The organism is Chryseobacterium contaminans, assembly GCF_001684955.1.
GTDB classification, from domain to species: domain Bacteria; phylum Bacteroidota; class Bacteroidia; order Flavobacteriales; family Weeksellaceae; genus Chryseobacterium; species Chryseobacterium contaminans.
Genome location: NZ_MAYF01000068.1, coordinates 41,014 through 61,809, shown reverse-complemented (window position 1 = coordinate 61,809; position 20,796 = coordinate 41,014). Strand labels below are relative to the sequence as shown.

16 protein-coding genes and 1 riboswitch are annotated in these 20,796 nt (G+C 37.3%); of the genes, 2 read left to right on the top strand and 14 right to left on the bottom strand.

Features of this window, described 5'->3' with window-relative positions; translation table 11 throughout:
- Positions 1-815, bottom strand: an 815-nt coding sequence (gene meaB, locus BBH99_RS05830; protein ID WP_066693234.1) for a methylmalonyl Co-A mutase-associated GTPase MeaB, incomplete at its 3' end; no start/stop codon positions are given.
- A 197-nt stretch (positions 816-1,012) separates the two neighbouring features.
- On the opposite strand from meaB, the gene BBH99_RS05825 reads away from it, so the two are divergent.
- Both BBH99_RS05825 and BBH99_RS05820 read left to right on the top strand, forming a co-directional pair.
- A complete protein-coding gene (locus BBH99_RS05825) occupies positions 1,013-1,306 on the top strand; it encodes a c-type cytochrome (RefSeq protein ID WP_066693231.1) in 294 nt (97 codons plus the stop codon).
- 24 nt (positions 1,307-1,330) lie between these two features.
- Positions 1,331-1,618, top strand: coding sequence for a c-type cytochrome (locus BBH99_RS05820; protein WP_045501485.1), 288 nt, complete (start codon positions 1,331-1,333; stop codon positions 1,616-1,618).
- Positions 1,619-1,660: 42 nt separating this feature from the next.
- Here BBH99_RS05820 and BBH99_RS05815 read toward each other — a convergent pair whose 3' ends face one another.
- From BBH99_RS05815 to BBH99_RS05755, 13 genes are all read right to left on the bottom strand, one after another.
- A complete protein-coding gene (locus BBH99_RS05815; RefSeq protein WP_066693228.1) occupies positions 1,661-2,167 on the bottom strand; it encodes a tetratricopeptide repeat protein in 507 nt (168 codons plus the stop codon).
- Positions 2,154-2,852 (bottom strand): peptide chain release factor H, encoded by a 699-nt coding sequence (gene prfH, locus BBH99_RS05810; protein WP_066693225.1) that lies wholly within the window; start codon positions 2,850-2,852, stop codon positions 2,154-2,156. The genes BBH99_RS05815 and prfH overlap by 14 nt, the downstream gene beginning before the upstream one ends.
- 2 nt (positions 2,853-2,854) lie before the next feature.
- Positions 2,855-3,400 (bottom strand): nucleotidyltransferase domain-containing protein, encoded by a 546-nt coding sequence (locus BBH99_RS05805; protein ID WP_066693223.1) that lies wholly within the window; start codon positions 3,398-3,400, stop codon positions 2,855-2,857.
- Between the two features lie 171 nt (positions 3,401-3,571).
- The gene (locus BBH99_RS05800) at positions 3,572-4,963 is read right to left on the bottom strand and encodes an RtcB family protein (RefSeq protein WP_066693221.1); all 1,392 of its coding nucleotides are present in this window, start codon (positions 4,961-4,963) and stop codon (positions 3,572-3,574) included.
- Positions 4,964-4,974: 11 nt separating this feature from the next.
- On the bottom strand, positions 4,975-5,724 hold the full coding sequence (locus BBH99_RS05795; RefSeq protein WP_066693219.1) for a hypothetical protein: 750 nt from the start codon (positions 5,722-5,724) through the stop codon (positions 4,975-4,977).
- 410 nt (positions 5,725-6,134) lie between these two features.
- The gene (locus BBH99_RS05790; protein WP_083188756.1) at positions 6,135-7,121 is read right to left on the bottom strand and encodes a M28 family peptidase; all 987 of its coding nucleotides are present in this window, start codon (positions 7,119-7,121) and stop codon (positions 6,135-6,137) included.
- A 44-nt stretch (positions 7,122-7,165) separates the two neighbouring features.
- A complete protein-coding gene (gene scpA / locus BBH99_RS05785) occupies positions 7,166-9,286 on the bottom strand; it encodes a methylmalonyl-CoA mutase (RefSeq protein ID WP_066693242.1) in 2,121 nt (706 codons plus the stop codon).
- A gap of 138 nt (positions 9,287-9,424) precedes the next feature.
- Positions 9,425-12,484 (bottom strand): reprolysin-like metallopeptidase, encoded by a 3,060-nt coding sequence (locus BBH99_RS05780; RefSeq protein ID WP_066693217.1) that lies wholly within the window; start codon positions 12,482-12,484, stop codon positions 9,425-9,427.
- A gap of 138 nt (positions 12,485-12,622) precedes the next feature.
- Entirely contained in the window at positions 12,623-14,725 is a 2,103-nt protein-coding gene (locus BBH99_RS05775) for a prolyl oligopeptidase family serine peptidase (protein WP_066693214.1), read from the bottom strand.
- Positions 14,726-14,829: 104 nt separating this feature from the next.
- Positions 14,830-15,495 carry a hypothetical protein gene (locus BBH99_RS05770; RefSeq protein WP_066693207.1) on the bottom strand — a complete coding sequence of 222 codons (666 nt, stop codon included), beginning with the start codon at positions 15,493-15,495 and terminating at the stop codon, positions 14,830-14,832.
- 82 nt (positions 15,496-15,577) lie between these two features.
- Complete coding sequence (gene prfA / locus BBH99_RS05765; RefSeq protein WP_066693205.1) at positions 15,578-16,663, bottom strand: peptide chain release factor 1; 1,086 nt, start codon at positions 16,661-16,663, stop codon at positions 15,578-15,580.
- 148 nt (positions 16,664-16,811) lie between these two features.
- The gene (locus tag BBH99_RS05760) at positions 16,812-18,110 is read right to left on the bottom strand and encodes an APC family permease (RefSeq protein ID WP_066693203.1); all 1,299 of its coding nucleotides are present in this window, start codon (positions 18,108-18,110) and stop codon (positions 16,812-16,814) included.
- A gap of 7 nt (positions 18,111-18,117) precedes the next feature.
- On the bottom strand, positions 18,118-20,571 hold the full coding sequence (locus tag BBH99_RS05755) for a TonB-dependent receptor plug domain-containing protein (RefSeq protein WP_066693200.1): 2,454 nt from the start codon (positions 20,569-20,571) through the stop codon (positions 18,118-18,120).
- A gap of 94 nt (positions 20,572-20,665) precedes the next feature.
- Positions 20,666-20,771, bottom strand: a riboswitch (SAM riboswitch).
- Between the last annotated feature and the right edge of the window lie 25 nt (positions 20,772-20,796).

The following is a 20,796-nucleotide window of genomic DNA, read 5'->3' as shown; positions in this document are numbered from 1 at the left end:
GCCTGTTGGGTACGAATTTCTTCAAAACGGCCGGTTTTCTTTTTCAAGTTGATAAACTCGGAGATTGTATCATAAGTTTCCTGGAGCCCTTCATTGTGTAAAGCAGAACCCAGCAACACGGGAATCTTCCAGCCTTTTTCTTTTGGCGGAATAAAATCCAGGGCTCTTTTTAATTCGAGTCTTGTATTTTTTGCCTTTTGAAGATTATCCTGATCTACTTTATTAATGAAGATAACGTCTACCATTTCCATGATCCCACGCTTTATTCCTTGCAGTTCATCACCTCCGCCAATAATCTTAAGGAATAGAAAAACATCAGTAATATCTGCCACTAAAACTTCAGATTGTCCTACCCCAACGGTTTCAATAAGGATATAATCGTAACCGGCGACTTCACAGATCATCATGGTTTCAAAAGTGGTATTGGCCACACCACCCAAAAATCCTGAGCTTGGGGAAGGTCTGATGAATGCATTTTCTTCTTTTGCCAGTTCTTCCATACGGGTTTTATCTCCCAGAATACTTCCTTTATTGATTGAAGAACTTGGATCAATAGCAAGTACAGCCACTTTCTTACCCTGGGCTATGGCCAATCTGCCGAAACTTTCAATAAATGTAGATTTTCCGGCACCAGGCACTCCGGTTACTCCAACTCTTATTGAATTTCCTGCTAAAGGCATGATTCTTTTCAGAAGGTCTTCCGCCTGTGCCCTATGTTCAGCCTTTTTACTTTCAACTAAAGTAATAGCCTTTGCAATCAGACGTTTGTTTCCTGACTGTATCCCCTCAATAAGTTCTTCTGTAGAAAATTTCATTGATTCAAAATTAACAATTAAAATGGGAATGGTCAATAGTTCATCGTTAATGACCCAATAAAACGATGATAATGGAAAGCACTGTATTTTATTATTTACTTTGTTTCAATTTTTATTTCTTCTAAATTAAAACTACAGCACACGGTATCAACGGGGTTGGGAATTTATTACATTTGTTATCTATCAAAATAAGAAACATGAAAAAACTCATTGCTGCGGCATCATTCACTGCTATTTTATTAGTTTCCTGTACACCAAAGGCTTCAACATCTGCAGCTACTGCAGGAACCTCCACTTCTACAGCTGAAGAGATTGCCCAGGGAAAAACTATTTTTGAAAACTCGTGTGGAAAATGTCATAAACTGCCTGATCCTACTTCTCATAATTCTGTACAATGGGTTGGCATTATGAATGCAATGGCTCCAAAGGCTAAATTAACAGACGAGCAGCACAAATGGGTTTATGATTATATTGTTTCTGTGAAAAAGTAATTCACCCAACAAAATAATAAAGGTATGAAAAAGTTAATCTTAAGCGGCATTGCAGCATCAGCATTTCTGGTATCCTGCGGTCCTAAAAGTACGGCTGTAACAGGTCCTAAGTATACCTCATCCGAGCAGTTGGCACAAGGAAAAACCATTTTTGAAAATTCCTGTGCAAAATGCCATAAACTGCCGGAACCTACCAAGCATGACAACCAGGGCTGGATCAACACTCTAAGCAGAATGGCTCCTAAAGCCAAGCTTAGTGATGATCAACATCAAATGGTTTATGACTATCTGATCTCTGTTAATAAAAAATAAGCTTTCAAATGAAAGCTTATTTTCTTTAATTAAAAGATTGCATTACTCTGCTTTTTTCCTTGTTCTTGTCTTAGGCATCTTATTCTGAATCAATTTCTCCCTGTCCTCTAAAATTTCAAGTGTACTTCTGTAAAAACTGAACTTTTTTGCCTCTTTAAGCTGTTCCATGGCTTGTTTATATTCTCCTTTTCTTTCCAGTAAAAGAGATTTGCAATTAAAAATTTCTGCTTTATCTATACCCTTCATTTTTAGAGCATAATCAATGAGTTTTCCTGCTTCTTCATAGTCTTCATTGCTTAACAGACATTCAATATAATATTTAGGTGTATTCACATTCCCAATATTGCTCTGCATGGCTTCTTCAAAATATTTTTTTGCTGTTTCATAGTCTCTTAACACTTCTGAATATACTCTTCCCATCAGACATAGGCTGTCTGCATCTTCAGGTTCATAGGAAAGAGCATAGTTAAGAGCATCCAGACATTCGGACATGTTGTAAGGAAAGTAGTCCAGAGCTTCAAAATAGTATTTATTTTTAGTTAAGGTCATTACTGTAATTTTTTAAATTCTGTTTAAGGGCATTCCTTTGTTTTTTATAGGATTTATCCTGATAATTACTTTTAAAATCTGTTCCGGAGAATGTGCGGACCGGATTCCCGCGTTCTACCTGAAGATGTTGGTTCCAGGTTTCTTTCATTCTATGCTCCAACTGCTGAATATAAGTTCCCATTACTTTTTCTTTTAATCTGATAACAGATAAATTTTTATTCTGCAACTGAGATCTTGTATCCTGTACAAATACGGATTCATTGGTGGGTATATGAATGGCACGAACGGCTGTATTTACTTTATTGACATTCTGCCCGCCGCTTCCCTGGCTTCTGGCGGTCTGAAACCTGATATCTCTTTCATTGAAATTTACCGCTTCCAGATTCTCCAACTCGAATATACCGATGAACCATTTGCTCCTTTTATGCAGTTTCCTGAATGTACTTTTTCCTTCCCAGCAAATTGTTCCTAACCATGTTTTCAAGAACTCATCGAGCTTCTTTCCTTTCAGAAGCACGGTTATTGATTTCACAGTCATATTTACATCTCCATTCTCCCGATGAATAATCTCGCAATCTATATTATTATCTTTTGTTTCTTCAAGAAAAGCTTTCAAAACCTTAGATACTACCCATTGGCATTCTAAAGGTCCTCTTCCTGAAGTGATCTGTATTAATTTTTCCATTGTTATTCTGGTATTTTACTTAATAAGGGATGACCAACAGGATTTATTCCCTTTTGTAATAATTCTTTTGCAGCCATTACTGCCCAGCATTTATCGCTGGAGTGAATATTCCTGTAGAATGAAAGTAAAAGATCAGGTTTTACCACTGTAAATCCATTAGATTCGACTGTTTCAAGATCATTTCTTTCAAAGAAATCGATGGTGATTCTGTGATACTTTTCATTTTCCAATTCTACTGTTTTTTCATAGCGTCTGAAGTTTTCTTCACTCGGAAGATGGTCGTAGCGGGTCCAGACTTTCTGAAACCCTTCTTGTTGAAGAATGATGACTACTTCAGCTACGTTTTCTTTCTTTACAAAAACATCTATATCTTTATGATCATGAGCATGTTTATATTCTGTATGCCCTTTTTCAGACATAAAGTGCCATGCCCATCCGCCGGATATAATAACTTTGTTTTTTAATTTTTCTAATATTTCAAGCCCTGAGTGGATTCTAAATTCCGGCCAGAGTTCTCCATATCTTTTTATGTTATGAGGTGCTCCCATTTTTTTGTTTTTAATTGATAACTCTATTTTTTACAGAAAACTGTTTTTCAAATGATTAACTAATAAAAGGCTGGATATATGATATGCTTTTTATGAAAACCTTACAGGCTTTTGAAACCTATAAGGTTTGGCACTTAATTAATATTCTTACCAACTAATCATTTCTACCATTTATCTGTCCATTCTCACAATTCTCGGCTGGAATGTTCCCAGGATATCTACCAGTTCGCTTTGTGCATTCATCACTTCATAAATATCTTTATAAGCCATTGGTGCTTCTTCTGTATTTCCACCCATTAGGGTAACATCTTTAAGCTTTAATTCTTTTTTGATGTCATTTTGGGTGAAAAGACTTCGGCATTCTCCTCTTGAATGTGCTCTACCGGCTCCGTGCGAAGCTGAGTTCAGTGAATCCGGATTTCCTTTTCCACGCACAATAAATCCTTTGGCAGTCATAGATCCCGGAATCATACCTAACTCATTTTCATTGGCCGGAGTGGCTCCTTTTCTGTGAACAATCACTTCTTTTCCGTTGTGAATTTCTTTCCATGCGAAGTTGTGATGGTTCTCAATTCTGGCTTTTACTCTTCCTCCTACTGCTTTTACCAGCCTTCTGTGAATATCATCATGACAGGCTGAAGCATAGTCTCCTGCAAGGTTCATTGCGGTCCAATATTCCAAACCAAGATGGGTACTCAAATCCAGCCAGGCGAATTGCTGTGCTTCCTTAGGTAACGGGCATTGCTCTACTGCTACTCTTGAATAGTATTGGGCAATCTCAGCTCCCAATCCGCGTGAGCCGCTGTGTGAAAGAATTCCAAGGTATTTACCTTTCGGTAAGCCGATTTGTTCATCTTCCTCAGTAATTTCCACTTCTCCAAATTCCACAAAGTGATTTCCGCCTCCTGAAGATCCCATCTGTTTGATAGCTTTTCCTTTTAATCTTCTCAGAATAGGAATCATATCAAAGGTATCTCTCTCGAAGATTTCGTGGTCTATATGAGATTTATGGGTCTCATACATCCCGAATTTTGTATGTTCGGCAAGGGCTTTTTCATATTTATCCCTCGCCCCATTCAGATATGAAACGGGGGTATCCAAAATACTCAGGCTCATTCTACAGCCGATGTCCATTCCTACTCCATAAGGAATTACTGCATTTTCTACGGCTAAAACACCTCCGATCGGAAGGCCATAGCCGCTATGAGCATCAGGCATCAATGCGCCCTGAACAGAAACCGGAAGCTTTAGTGCGGTGTACAACTGATTTTTCGCTTCTTCTGAGATATTATTCCCGAAGATATGAAAGTCTGCACGCTGCGGATTCAGCATCCTTTTTTCTGTTTTTTTGGATGAAAGTAAGGTTTCTGCAATCTGTCCGAAAGTCAAATCTTTTTCGAATTGTTCCGGATTGATCAGAATTTCCTTTAAAAGAGATTTCACATAATGGATATTCTTAGTTGCAAAATTTCTCTTCATGACTTCCAGGGCTACGTTTACGCTTTGATTATTTGGATAGCCCAGTTTTAATATATCTTTTCCTTTTAGTTTTAAATTTCCCATTGTTTTTTGTTTTAAATGATGGACTTTTCGTCCAAAAAACTTTCTGCAATCTCTGTTGCAGACATTTTGTAGTGAAAGTATTTTTTACTTTTAATAAGAGGAGTATCTTCTTTTTTTGATTTCCATGAATATGATTTACCATGAATTGTTTTGTTGACAATTCCCACAACTTTATGCTGCCATAAATAAGACTCCAAATCTGCATACTCTTTTTCCAATGCTAAGTCTACCGGTTTGTAATGAGTAATCATATTAGGTCTTATCCGCAGGGTAAATCTCCACGGCTCAGTAAATTCGTAGTATATCTCAGATGTCTTTCTTTTCGGGCAATAGCTTTCGTGTTTCGCAAAGAACTGTCTTTCTCTTGCTGTGAACCCGTATTTTGGATGATCCCATTCCCATGAGTAAATGCGATCAAGCTTCTGTCTTTTTTCTACATATATTCTTCGCCCGAATTTTTTCTTCTTTTGCAAGAATTTTCGGGTCTCGGAAAACATGGAAGTATTTATTTTTTTCAAAATACTTTCAAAAAAATCTCCGTCTTTGGATCGTTTTACATCATCCCTTACGACAAAGAATCTAATAAATCCTTTCTGATAAGGTTGATCTAAGGGAATTAACGGAATGTTTCTTCTTATCTTCCAAAGTTCTTTACTACGTTGATACTTTTTTCTTATCTGTTTTTCTACATCTTTTCTTATTGTTCTTTTTCTGCTTCTCAGGCTTCTCAGCCGATAAGACAGAAGGTTATCATTTTCCATGTAAGACACAGGATATCATATACAAGATCCGGAATTCCAGATTTGTTCTAATCTATTTCCTTAATCAACTAAAATATTAGTTGAATGAATTAATAATGATGAACAGGTATAGTTTTAAGGTTATAGCCTCAACTATTTTGTTCTTAAAAACACTTAAAAAGATTTCGGGGAAACGTGGGTTTGAAATATTGCGCAATAAAAAACCCGAAATTTCTACGACTTCGGGTTTTGATATTGTATTGTACTATTATTCTAAGAATGTACCAAACCGCGAAGCCTTACCACCATAAGGGGTAATCCAACTGTAAAATTCTGATTAGTTCTGAACATTGCTTCGTTGTTTTTAAATGGTTAAACTTGATTTTCAGGTGCAAATATATTAATTTTTCTGATAATCCAAATATTTTTTTTCACTTAAGGTGAATAATACTGAGGAAAATAGCGTCTATAACCTTAGTCATTCTCTTGATATCAAGGGTTTCCAAAGTATCTGTAGTTTTGTGATAGTTTTTGTTTCTAAAGAAGGAGGTATCGGTAATCATGAGTGCCGGAAAATCAAACTTCCAATAATTCAAATGATCGGAATAGTCTACACCACCTACAAACTTTGGGGCCGGAAATGTTTCTGCCTTTATCTGATTTGATTCCTTAAAATGATCTATAAAGTTTCCTACGAACGGCCCTGCTCCACTGAACTTTTTCACTAAAGTAATAAAATCACCTTTGTTTCCATAAATCCAGGAAAGAACACTTATAGGAAAATCCTGAGATCCCTTTTCATCTTTAAAGTAACCGATCATTTCTACACTAGCCATTCCATATACATCAATATTGTTATCTTTTAAATATTTTGCATGAACATAGCTGCCCATGTTTTCTGTTCTGAAATAAGGCGGTTCTTCTAATGTATAAGCAACAAGATCCACTCTATACTGGAGTTTTTGATTTTGAAGCATTCTTGCCAGCTCCAGAAGTGCTGTAACTCCGGTAGCGTTATCGTCTGCTCCCTGCTGGTCTCCACAAACGTCATAATGAGCTCCGATTACTATTCTTTTACTGTTTTCAGTTCCAAAGGAACAGATTATATTTTTGTATTCATTTCCCTCCACCTTATATTTTTGAAAACCAACGCTGTCACTATACATCCCGAATGTTTGATGAATATAATCTGCAACAGCATTTAATTGATCTATATTTTTATGGTTCCGGAATTTTGGAGTCTGGGTAAGTGCTAATAAATGTTGCTTAACCTGTACGCTATCTGCAGGAACAGGTGAATTTTGTACAGTTCGATCCTCTTTCTTTCCAAAAACAAATATCAGAATCCCTGTAAAGAGAAAGCCTACGAAGAAAATCAGCTTTTTCTTCGTAGGCTTTAGTCTATTTTTTAAACCCATAGATATGCTTTTAATTTCCTGATGAAAATTAAAGTTTTTTGGGATTAGTTTTCTAAAAATCTTTCCAGGATTTCCACTGCACATTTTGGCAGATTGGTTCCAGGACCAAAAATGAAATCTGCCCCGTTGGCGTAAAGAAATTCATAATCCTGCTGTGGAATAACCCCGCCTACTACGATGGTAATATCATCTGCACCCAGTTTTTTGAGTTCTCCTACTACTTGTGGAACTAATGTTTTGTGCCCTGCAGCCAGTGAAGATACTCCCAGAATGTGAATATCGTTTTCTACAGCCTGTTTTGCCACTTCTTCAGGAGTCTGGAATAATGGAGCTACGTCAACATCAAATCCCATATCAGCAAATGCGGTTGCTACTACTTTTGCGCCTCTGTCGTGACCATCCTGTCCCATTTTAGCCACCATAATTCTTGGGCGGCGTCCTTCTTCTTCTTCAAACTTTTGAGTGAGATTAAGGGCTTTTTCAAAGTATTCATTTTTACCGGCATTCATAGCGTATACTCCAGAGATTGTTTTAATGTTTGCTTTATATCTTCCGAATGTTTCTTCCATGGCATCACTCATTTCACCAAGAGTAGCTCTTCTTCTTGCAGCTTCAATACAAAGTGCCAGCAGGTTTCCTTTTCCTGTTTTCGCGCTTTCGCGAATTTCGTTCAGGATTTCTGTTACAGCTTCAGAGCTTCTCTCTGCTTTGATGGTATTTAATCGTTCAATCTGCTTTCTACGAACTTCAGTGTTATCAATATCAAGAATCTCGATTTCATCTTGTTTTAAAGATGATTTGAATGAGTTTACTCCAATGATGAATTCTTCCCCACTATCGATCTTAGCCTGCTTTTTCGCGGCAGCTTCTTCAATTCTCATTTTCGGAATACCGGCTTCAATGGCTTTGGTCATTCCACCTTCCTGCTCCACCTCATCAATATACCTCATCGCTTCTTCAATCATCTGCTGTGTAAGGCTTTCTACAAGGCTACTTCCTCCCATCGGATCTACTACATCACAAATTCCGCTTTCCTGCTGAAGGATGATTTGCGTATTTCTTGCAATTTTAGCTGAATAATCAGTAGGAAGAGCGATGGCTTCATCCAGCGCATTGGTATGTAATGATTGTGTTCCTCCTAATGCTGAAGATAATGCTTCAATGGCAGTTCTTGTGATATTATTGAAAGGCTCCTGTTCTGTTAATGACCATCCTGAAGTTTGGGAGTGGGTTCTTAATGCTAAAGATTTTGGATTCTTGGGGTCAAACTGTTTTAAAAGGTTAGCCCATATATATCTTGCAGCACGCATTTTAGCAATTTCCATGAAGTGATTCATCCCGATTGCCCAGAAGAATGATAAACGTGGAGCGAAATCGTCTACGTTCATTCCTGCTTTAATTCCTGTTCTTACGTATTCAAGGCCGTCTGCAAGGGTATAAGCCATTTCCAGTACCGGAGTGGCTCCTGCTTCCTGCATATGGTATCCTGAAATGGAAATAGAGTTGAATTTCGGAATGTTCTGTGAAGTGTATTCAAAAATATCTGCAATGATCTTCATAGATGGTGCAGGTGGATAAATGTAAGTATTTCTTACCATGAACTCTTTCAAAATATCATTCTGGATCGTTCCTGAAAGCAGTTCTTGTTTTACGCCTTGTTCTTCTGCTGCTACGATGTAGAAAGACAAGATTGGAAGTACGGCCCCATTCATTGTCATGGAAACGGAAATCTGGTCTAACGGAATTTCGTTAAAAAGGATCTTCATATCTTCCACTGAATCGATGGCTACGCCGGCTTTTCCTACATCCCCTACAACTCTTGCGTGGTCGGAATCATATCCTCTGTGAGTCGCAAGGTCAAAGGCTACGGAAAGTCCTTTTTGTCCGGCGGCAAGATTTCTTCTGTAAAAGGCATTGGATTCTTCAGCTGTGGAGAAACCGGCATACTGACGGATCGTCCATGGCTTTTGAACATACATGGTGGAATACGGGCCTCTCAGGTAAGGTTCAATGCCTGGAGAAGTCTGTGTTAACGATTCATCTTTTACATCCTTTTTTTCATAAGATGATTTAAGTTCTAACCCGTCTTTTTCAAAGTTATAAATTTCTCTTTGCTGGGGAGATATACTAAAATCGGGCTTTTTCACAGAAATTGTTTTTCGCATTCCAATAATTTTTGTCTCCGTAAAGTTAATTTTTTTGAACGAAAAACGAAACATCTGTTAACATTCAGTTTTTCTGAAGTTTATCTAAAGAAAAAGGCCGGGCATTTGCCCGGCCTTTCTACAATTTATTTAGCTTTATTATTTTTTAATAAGCTTAGTATTGTAAGTGTTTTTGTCATCTTTGATCGTTACCACATACATACCTTTGATTAATGAAGCCACATTAATTCTCTGACCGTCAATCTGACCTTCCTGAACTAATCTTCCGTCAGCAGAGTAGATTTTGTAATCTGCCTTACCTTTAAGGTTTTTCACTTCTACGAAAGTATCTGCAGGGTTAGGATAGATAGAAATTTCTGATGAAGCTTTTGCTCCTTTTACTTCGTCTGTTCCTAATGTCTCTGTGATCTTAACTGAGAAATCTTTGAATGAGCCATAAGAATATGAACCTCCACCTTCTAAGTACACTGGGCTACCACATGGTCCACTAAATGGAACAAAAGAAGAACTCGCCACTCTCATTCTTAAAGTTTTATCACCTGAGTAAGCATCAGCCGGAACAGTAAAGGTTATTGTTCCTGCATGTAAAGAGTTCGGGTCAGGCACGCCACTTTTAGAACCAACTTTCTCTGTACTTTCAAAAACACCATTTCTGTTGTAATCAATCCATACTTCTACAATATCCGGATAGTTTGCATCTCCGATTTCGTTACCAATGTTGATATAAGATAAATTGTATTGTACTCCTTTAATCAGGTTAATCAATTTACTTGCATCTTCACTAAAATCTAAATAGGTTCTAAAAATACTCTTATAAGTAGCATCTAAATACGCTAAATTAGCTATATCCAGCTTAGCCAAACCACTGTTAAGAGCAAAGTTTGCAAAGCTGTTTCCACCACTGCTCATTAAGCAATAATCTGCTCCAGTTTTTAATCCCTTTGTCTTAAATGTATAATTAGGAGAGAAAGTTCCTGCAACGGTATTCACCACTGCTGCAACCTGAACCTCATAGTTGGTTTCATCTTCAAGAGAGCCTAATGACACTGAGTTAACAGGGCTTGTTACGTTCGTCCAGTTTGTAGTACCTGCCTTTCTATAATTAATAGAATACGTAGCACCAGGAACCGAATTCCATCCTATAACAGCTGAATTTTTAGATATCTCTGCAGCAGTAGCAGCCACTCCAGTTGGTGCAGCAGTAGTTGAAGTTGGTGCAGCACCAATAGTTACCTTAGGTGATACAGCATAGAATATATTTCCAATAGCCGAAATTCTCAATTTGATAGCCCCTGTTAAACCTGAAGGCATCTGAGCAGTATAACTTCCTGTATTAGGGGTAGAAGCTACAAGCTCTGTCCATGATGCTCCGTTTGTAAGATCTGTTGTATATTCAATTTTTACGTTAGCTACATTATACGGTGCATTATTTGTATTTACTACATCCCATGAAATGGTGTTGGTGGCATTGTTATATAATACGGAAGCATCTGTAAGACCTTTAAACTTGAAAGGTCCATCTTGCTTAACGTCTACTTTAGTTTCTGCCGAAACTAACATTGGAGTAACGTTTCCGTCTCTAACAGTTACTGCGTAATTTAATAGTCTAGGAACATAGGAAACACTTTCCCATTTGTCTTTATCTGTAAGTTTTCCAGACATTACACTAGGAAGGCTTGGGAAGTATCTTCTACCGCTAGTAGTTCCAAAATAAGATCTTGTTAATGCTCCGTGAGAATTATATCCCCAACCCGTATCTCCTGAAATAGAATGTACTCCATCAACGCTATCGTATTGCTCCCATGTATAATTAAGTGGGTCTGCATCTGTAGCTGTAGCATCTAAATAATATGCCGTTCCTTTAGGAATGCTGTAAGTAGCATTAAGAGGAGAAATTACAGGTGCTGTATTGGTTGTTATATCCTGCCATACTCCGCATGTTGTCTTACTATCCAACTTGTTTAATACCTGGTTTATGGATGAATAATGAAAATAAGCATCTGTGAAAGCCTGTACATTATCACCTGTAATTCCAGCATATCCCATTATAGTAGTACCCCCTCCCGGTTCAATATTTACTCCTGATCCTTCTGAAGTATGAGAGAATGTATGGTTTGCTCCCAGCTGGTGTCCCATTTCATGAGCTACATAATCAATATCAAAGGCATCACCTTTTGGAGTTGTATTCTGTGTAAATGCAGAACCTTTCGCTAAAGAGGTTGAAGTTGCAGGGTTAACACATGTTGTTCCTATTCCTCCAGCATTACCGTTACCTCCTGCGGCATTGAATACATGTCCCATATCATAGTTAGCATTGCCTACCTGTTGAGTCAATGTCTGCTGTAACTGTAGATTTAAGTTACCAGTATAAGGGTCAGAAGTGGGGTTTATAAAGATGATATTTGGAAGATCCTGAATAATTGCTTTAATTGCAAAATCTTTCTGAAAAATTCCGTTTACACGCGTCATTGTATTATTCATAGCAGCAAGTGCCGGAGCTCTTTTTTCATCATCTGTTGCTGTAGCAGGTACTCCTGCCTCGGTCATGAAATATTGAGTATATTCTCCTGTTGCGGAAAGAGCTAATCTATAAGTTCTATATTTTGTACTTGCCGGTCTGTTAGCAATACCTACGTTTATATTAGAAAGATTCTTTTTCCCGAAAGCTTCCAGAGATTTTATATCTATTGGATTCTTTTCTTCTGTTGTACATTCAAAACCATGTTCTCCCTCTGTTCTTTTTGTTTTATAGAAAACCCCATAAACCTGCTTATCAGTAGTAATAGGTTCAATAAATTCAAACTTTCCATCTTTGATAATCATGGATTGCATATCTCTTGGAGAAGTACTGAATCTTAAGTATTTAGAAGGGTCATCTATTCCTGTTCCGATATAAGAACCCAACTGATATTTATCCGCCATAGATTTCTCCATTACAGGATCACTATATACAGCAAATTTTTCAATTTTCCCCTCTGCTGTAGGTAAAGAAATGATCACTGCCTGAGCTCCTTTCCCTGTTTCTACAGCGTTTTTTAAAGTATTTCTAAGAGATTGTAAATCCAATCTGTAAGAATACTGAACTTCTACGTCTTTTCTTACTTCGGACGTTTTTTGTGAGGCTGGCGTCCACCTCTGTGCATTAAAGCTAGACAGCCCAGCTGCCAATGCACAAACTAGTAAAATTCTTTTTTTCATAATTACTTAATCAATATAAGATTAATAAACTTTAAATATCCGCGATAAAAATAAGAATTAAAAACAGAACAATACATAAAAAAAACGACTAATTTTCAACAAATTAGCCGTTCTATTAAAAATTTTACTTATTAACGTCTATTTACTTATTCCCATCTCATATAAAGCAAATGATATCAAATCTGCATTTTCGCCTATTACCTGATCTGTTGATCTTCCGGCTCCGTGTCCTGCATTTTTCTCAATTCTTAACAAAATAGGATTCTTACAGGCTTGTTTTTCCTGAAGTTCTGCTCCAAATTTGAAAGAGTGAGCGGGAACAACCCTGTCATCATGGTCGCTGGTAATGATCATTGTAGATGGATAACATGTTTTTGCTTTCACATTGTGTACCGGAGAGTATGATTTCAGATATTCAAACATTTCTTTACTGTCTTCTGCGGTTCCATAATCGTAAGCCCATCCTGCTCCAGCCGTAAATTTGTTATATCTCAGCATATCCAATACTCCAACTCCCGGGAATGCTACTCTTGCAAGGTCCGGACGTAAAGTCATTGTCGCACCTACCAATAACCCTCCGTTTGATCTTCCGGAAAGGGCCATATATTCTTTTGATGTATAGCCTTTACTCTGCAGGTATTCTCCTGCCGCAATAAAGTCTTCAAAAACATTTCTTTTCTGCATTTTTGTTCCTGCATCATGCCATTTTTTGCCATATTCACCACCTCCACGGATGTTTGGAACGGCATAGATCCCTCCATTTTCCATCCAGATGGCATTGATTACTGAGAAAGAGGGCTGTAAGCTGATATTGAAACCTCCGTAAGAATATAGGATGGTTGGATTTTTACCATCAAGCTTCGTCCCTTTCTTATAGTTAATCATCATAGGAATTTTTGTTCCATCTTTGGAGGTATAGAATACCTGTTCAGACACATAATCATCGGGGTTGAATTTCACTTTAGGTTTCTGATATACCTCAGACTTCCCTGAATCTACATTGAATTTATAAGTAGTTCCCGGTGTAATATAGTTGCTGAAAGAATAATACAATTCCTTCTCTTTTTCTTTTCCACCAAAACCTGAAATATTTCCTTTACCCGGAAGAGTAATTTCTCTGATCAGTTTTCCTGTTTTATCATATTGCTTTACCTGGTCTATAGCATCAACCATATAAGTAGCGAAGAAATATCCGCCTCCTGTAGAAATCCCCAATACGTTTTCAGTTTGCGGAATAACGTCTTTCCATGTTTCAGGAGCCGGGTTGCTGATTGTAGTTTTAACAAGACGCATATTCGGAGCATCTTTATCTGTAGAAATGAAAAGATCATCCCCCTGAGTGTCTACAATGTGGGCATTAATGTCAAATCCTTTGTTAATCTGCACAAAGTCTCCTCCTTTTTTCAAATCTTTGATAAACAATTCGTTTCCATTGGTAGCGTTGGCTGCTGAAATGATTAAATATCTCTGATCATCTGAAACACTCGCCCCCAGATATCTTCTTGGTGTTTTTTCTCCACCGAAGATCAGCTTATCTTCAGACTGCTTTGTTCCCAGTTTGTGAAAATAAACCTTATGCTTATCTGTCATTCCGGAAAGCACTGTTCCTTCTTTCGGTTTGTCATAGCTTGAATAATAGAAACCTTCATCTCCCTGCCATGAAATTCCGCTGAACTTTACATCTACCAGAGTCTCATCAATCTGCTTTTTGGTAATGGCATCAATGATAATGATCTTATTCCAGTCACTTCCGCCTTCGGAAATAGAGTATGCAGCCAGATTTCCTTTTTTGTTGAAAGAAAGATTTGATAATGAAGTGGTTCCTTTTTCTGAGAATTTATTAGGATCTAAAAATACTTCTGTAGCTTTGGTTTTATTATGGGTTCTGTATAAAACAGACTGCGCCTGTAAACCATCATTTTTAGAATAATAGGTGTAGTCTCCTTCTTTGAAAGGGGCTGAAATTTTTTCATAGTTCCAGATCTCCTTCAGTTGGTTTTTAATTTTATCCCTGAATGGAATTTTTGAAAGGTAATTCTGGCTGTACGCTACTTCTTCATCCACCCATTTTTTGGTAGCATCAGAATCATTTTCCAGATCTCTGTACGGATCAGAAACTGCAGTTCCAAAATAAGTATCGGTTTGAGAACCCTTTAATGCTTTTGGATAATTCATTGTTTGAGAATAAAAAGATGCTGAAAACAGAACTCCAGCAGTTAATAACATAGGTTTAAAATTCATACTGAACGGTTTTCTCAAAAATACATAAAGTATGTGAAATAAAAAAAGTCCCTATTTTGGGGACTTTTACTTATTCAATAAGCTATTAATCAGTTCTCCGCCAATTAAAAGCTGTCAAAATAGAAATCGGTAAGATTGGAAACAATTTCATCAGGGCTTCCGTTCCAGTAGTATATTTTACCTTCTTTTTTCAGTTCATATAGACTAAAGTTCTGATCTGTGGTTACTGTTTTATCTGCATTCTTAAAATCTTCAACTACCTGAATTAAATATTTTTTTAACTCTTCAGCCTTTACTTTCTTCGTATCTCCTTCAGGACCATGTGTCAATTTTGATGGCAGCTGAAAACTTACAGTATAGCTTATTTTTGCAATTTTTTCTCCTTTAAGATATTCATTAGGAGTAATTTTCACATTATTAACAGTTACTTTTGCTTTTTTAAAATTTCCGATCATTGCGATAAAATAGTCTTCCGCTTCTTTTTTACATGCTGCAGCTGTGGCTTTAGGAAAAGCAGCAAGGAAATTCTCTACACTGATATTGATCATTTCCTGCGAAGATTCTTTGAAATTGATCTGGTAAGAATCCTGTCCTTCAACGGTAGGTCTTAAATAATCATTAAGCTTATTTAAAGCTCCTTCATCGTTATTTACTAAAGTCTGGAAGAACAGCTCAAAAACTTCTTTAGGCTTTTTTACCTCTGTTTGTGCAGAAACATATTGCCCCATCATGGTAAGCAATAGCAAGAAAATAATTTTGTAGTTTTTCATAATTTATAATTTGAATAATTGTTGTGCTTAAAAGAAAAGCCCCTGAAAAAATCAGAGGCTTTGTAGTATATTTTTGAAACTCTTAGTAGTTTTCTTCTTCTCCCTTCATTTTTTCTGCATTCTCTGCCATAATTACGGCATCAATCATCTCAGAAATATCTCCGTTCATGTAAGCATCCAGATTATACATCGATTTGTTGATTCTGTGATCTGTTACTCTTCCCTGTGGATAATTGTACGTTTTGATCTTTGCGGAACGGTCTCCTGTAGAAACCATAGATTTACGTTGTGCGGCAATATCTCCCTGTACTTTTTGAAGTTCGATATCGTATAGCTTAGTTCTTAGCATTTCCATTGCCAGCTCACGGTTTGCCAGCTGAGAACGGGCCTGTTGACAAACGACTACTAACCCAGAAGGTTTGTGCGTTAACTGTACTTTCGTTTCAACCTTGTTTACGTTCTGACCTCCGGCACCTCCTGAACGGGAAGTCTGCATTTCAATATCAGCTGGATTCAGTTCGAAGTCTACTTCCTCCGCTTCCGGTAAAACCGCAACTGTAATAGCAGATGTGTGAACCCTACCCTGAGATTCTGTTTCCGGTACACGCTGTACACGGTGAACTCCGGATTCAAATTTCATGATTCCGTATACTCCTTCTCCTTCCACCTTCATAATCAATTCCTTGTATCCTTTTGCTGCTTCATTGGAATCTGTTACTTCATGTCTCCATCCTTTTGCTTTAAAATACATGGTATACATTCTGTACACGTCTTCCACAAAGATTGCAGCTTCATCACCTCCGGTTCCTGCACGTAATTCCACGATCACGTTTTTGTCATCGGCAGGATCTTTAGGAATCAAAAGAACTTTAAGCTCTTCTTCTAATGCAGGAAGTTTGGATTGTGCTTCCAGCTTTTCTTCTTTTGCAAGATCCACAAGATCTCTGTCTGAGCCATCCGCAATAATTTCGTCAGATTCTGCGATGCTGTCTAAAGCTCCTTTGTACTGATCGTAAACTCTTACAATTTTACCCAAATCACTATATTCTTTGTTCAAAGAAGAATATCTTTTTTGGTCTGAAATGACATCAGGCTGTATAATAAGGTCTGCAACCTCATTATATCTTTGTTTTATAGCTTCTAATTTTGGAATTAATGATTTAGACATTGTCGAATTTTTGTGGGTGCAAAGATAAGAATTATTAATTCAAAATTAAAGTATAAATTTTTGAGCACTAGGGTTCAAGGGAATAAATCTGTAAAAAGCTCCATTTACAAATTACCTCATCTGCTTTTTTATGTTTCCAATATCTGTTTTAAACTCCTTTGGAAAGTCTTCTGTCTATCCAATATAAGATAAGTCCTACCGCAATAATTCCTAATCCTATTAAGCTTTCTTTAGGATTATGGACAAAGGTAAAGTACAGAATATAAATACTGAACAGTAAGAAAACGGTCGGGAAAATATAAAAAGCATTGGATTTAAATATCTTTCTATCTTTCTTTTTAAGAAAATACACGGTTGAAATTGCTAAACTGGCAAATAACTGAAGGATAAATGCGGTATACACAAAGATTTCCTTGAAGCTTCCTGTTAAAATAATGATCGTAGCGATAATGGCATGAGCAAAGATCGCTCTTACAGGTATTCCTTTTTTATTCCCAACAGAAAGTGGTTTCCAGATGCGGGTATCTTTTGCAAAAGCTTGCGTAAGTCTTGATCCCACCCAAAGATATCCACTGATGGTCGCAATGAGCTGTAATGCAATAAAAATATTCACAATTTTCCCAAAAGAAATCCCCAACATATTCACAGCAGCTTCTCCCATTACATCTTCCTTTCCAGCCAATTGGCTTACAGGAGCATGTTTCAGCATAATATAATTCACAAGAATATAACTTACTGTCACAAAAACGGTTCCAATAATCAATGATTTAGGAAGATTTTTTTGAACATCCTTTATTTCACCGGCAATATAAGACGCTGAATTCCAACCGGTATAGGAATAAGTAACAAAGACCAATGAAGTAGCAAAGGCAGGAAGCATAATTTCATTCTGCCAGCTGTCACTGAAATTTAAACTGTTTCCAATTTCCGGAGAATCCGATAATTCAACCCCAAGAATCACCAGAACAATGATAAAGGCTATTTTGATAAAGGTGAAAAAGTTATGAAAGCGGCTTGAAGTCTTTAAACTGAATGATAAGGTTATTGCTACCAAAAAGATGGCTGCAATGGCAAAACCATTTCCAAATGAGTAATCAAATACGGAAAGGTATTTTGACATCGCCAGTGCTGCCAACGCTACAGGTGATGAAAATCCGATAATCAGGGAAATCCAGCTTATCAGATATCCGAATAAAGGATGATAAGTTTCTTTAAGATAGATAAAATCACCACCGTTTCCTTTAAAATGGGAACCTAATTCTGCATAACAGAAAGCTCCGAACAGAGCTAAAATTCCTCCAATGACCCATAACAGGAAAATACTGTAGGTATTGGTAATATCGGATAACTGAAATCCCAGGGTTGTAAAAATCCCTGTTCCTATCATATTGGAAACTACAATAGCGGCCGCTGTTTTCCAGCCGATCTGATGTGAAGCAGTACTCATTTACCTATTAAAAATTAAAATTAAGCCTTCCAAAGAAATAGCTTCCCAATGTTCCCATCTGAACCGGCGCATATTTAAATACTCCATAATATGAATTTTTATAGATCTGAAGATCAGGGAATACATCAAATACGTTGTTGGCACCTACTGTAAAGTTGATATTTTTTGTAATATCATATCCTACACTAATATCAGTAACCACTTTTGGAGCAAACTCCTGAACTTCTCCGAAAGGATAACCGTCTCTGATTACTTTACCAAAATAGGTATTTCTCACGAGAAAACTGAATTTTCCTATTCCATACGTAAGCCCCAATGATGCTTTTGTTTTAGGAGAAAGGGTTTCTATAATATTGATCTGATCCGGGCCAAAGAATTCTTTCTGCGGAGTTTTTATATTGTCCGGGAAGTGAAAATCTGTAATTTTTGTTTCAGTATAGTTTCCGGCAAGGTTGATATTTAAGTTTCCGCCAGCCAGCCTCCAATCATAGGAAACTACTACATCTATTCCTTTGGTTTCGGTATCAATGGCATTGGCAAAAAATCTGCCGCTTTCCACTGCATTTCCTTCTCCTACTACTTTAGGGTCTGATAATTGCTCATCTGTGATATTGCTGGTAATGACAATTCTGTCTTTTACTTTAATGATATATCCGTCTACCGTAATGAATAGTCCTTTAACGGGCTGTAAGGTAAATCCTGCACTTCCATTAACGGATGTTTCCTGCTTTAATTTATCAAATCCAAGAACCTGTGCAGCCTGGCTGTCATTATTAAAGATTCCTTTTCTTACAATTCCCTCTCCTGAGGTAGAAATATCTGCAAAAGAGTTATTAAAATACTGCTGCTGAAGCGATGGTGCTCTGAATCCAGTTCCGACTGCCGCTCTTACTGCATAATTTTTTATAAATTCATATCTTACCGCCAGCTTCCCGTTCAGGGTGCTTCCAAAGTCTGAGTAGTTTTCAAATCTGGCAGCGGCATCAATATTCAGTTTTTTATCTAAATCATAGGAAAGGTCAGCATATACGGCTGTTGAATGTCTGTCTTTTTTCAAAGCATTATCCGGTGAGAAACCAATAAATGATTGAGAACCTCCTGCTCCAATTACTTTAGAATCTTTTGTTGCCACATTTCCGTTCTCGTCATATTGGGTATAAGAAGCCTCGTCCCCAGCTTTGATCTGATATTGTTCAAATCTGAATTCTCCTCCGAATGCAATATTGAAGTTCTTTATCTTTTTTGAAACATCAAGATTAACGGTATTCTGTAAGAAACTGTGCGCACCAGCATAAAAACGGGTGGGTGATTTTACTCCCAGAGAAGCGTTATTGGTATTGCTTACGTTATAATTGAAAGTATTGCTCCCGAAAGTATTACTTAGATCAATTTGCCAATCATTTACATTATATTTTGCTCCAACAGCGTAAGAGATATCATAGATCTGAGAATTTAAGACTGCCTGAAATCCGTTAGGATAGATTTCTTTTACAATATTAAAGCTTTCACTTGGAAGTCTTCTGAAGCCATATCCTTTTCCTTCTTTAATGCTGAAACCTCCGAAAGAATAGAGTTTAAAGTTATCATTCAAAGGATATTCTGAATTGAAAAATAATTGTCCCTGTCTGATTTGCGCGTCTCCAATCTGGAAATTGAAATCATCTCTTGTTAATCCTCTTTCTTGAATCTTCGCATCATCTGCAGCTCTGGCAGCTTTTACAGCCTCAGCATCTCCTGCAAATTCATAGGCGAAATTGTCTCCGAAAATATCAAGGTCGTGATTTTGAGTTCTCGTTGTTTTCCCTCTGTGACTTAGCTGTAATGAAAGATTGATAAACCCGTCATTTTTCCCCAGAGAAGTTCCATAGTTTACCCCTGCCTGATAGGTATCACCGTCATTTCTTCCACTTAATCCATAGGTTAAGCTTGCAGAAGCCCCTGCATTCTTTTTTAAAATAATATTAATAACTCCTGCAATGGCATCAGAACCATATTGAGCTGCTGCCCCGTCTCTTAAGACTTCAATTTTCTCAATAGCAATTATGGGAATAGTACTTAAATCTGTTCCTACAGACCCGTTTCCTACGGTATTCTGATAGTTGACGAGAGAGGTTGTGTGTCTTCTTTTTCCATTAAGCAATACCAAAACCTGATCCGGCCCCATTCCTCTTAACGTTACGGGATCAATATGCTCCGTCCCGTCAGATGCAGATTGTCTTACAGAGTTAAATGAAGGAATAACATAATTCAATAGATCCTGGGCTGTCATTTGCGGGGAAGATCTCTGAACTTTATCGATATTGATAACATCCACAGGAACCGGAGTTTCCAGTTTTGTTCTTTTAATGTTACGGTTTCCGACGATGATAATATCTTCGATCTGTTTTCCTTTTTCCTCCTGCTCCTGGGCAGCGACCAAAATTGTCCCTAGCAGCAATACAGCTGTACTTAATTTTTTCATCTTTGTTCTTGCCAATTAAAACTATTCTTCCACAGATTATGCTGCAGATACACAAGACTTCAAGAAATGGAATTCATATAAGAAATATTGACTTCACTTATCTCCCCCATCGGGTTGGAATTAGCACCTTTACACTCCTGGAATTGTGTTGGTTGCTAAGGTTTCATTGGGCCAAATCCCTCCACCTTTCTTGATAAATCTAGTGCAAAGGTAGACTTATTTTTC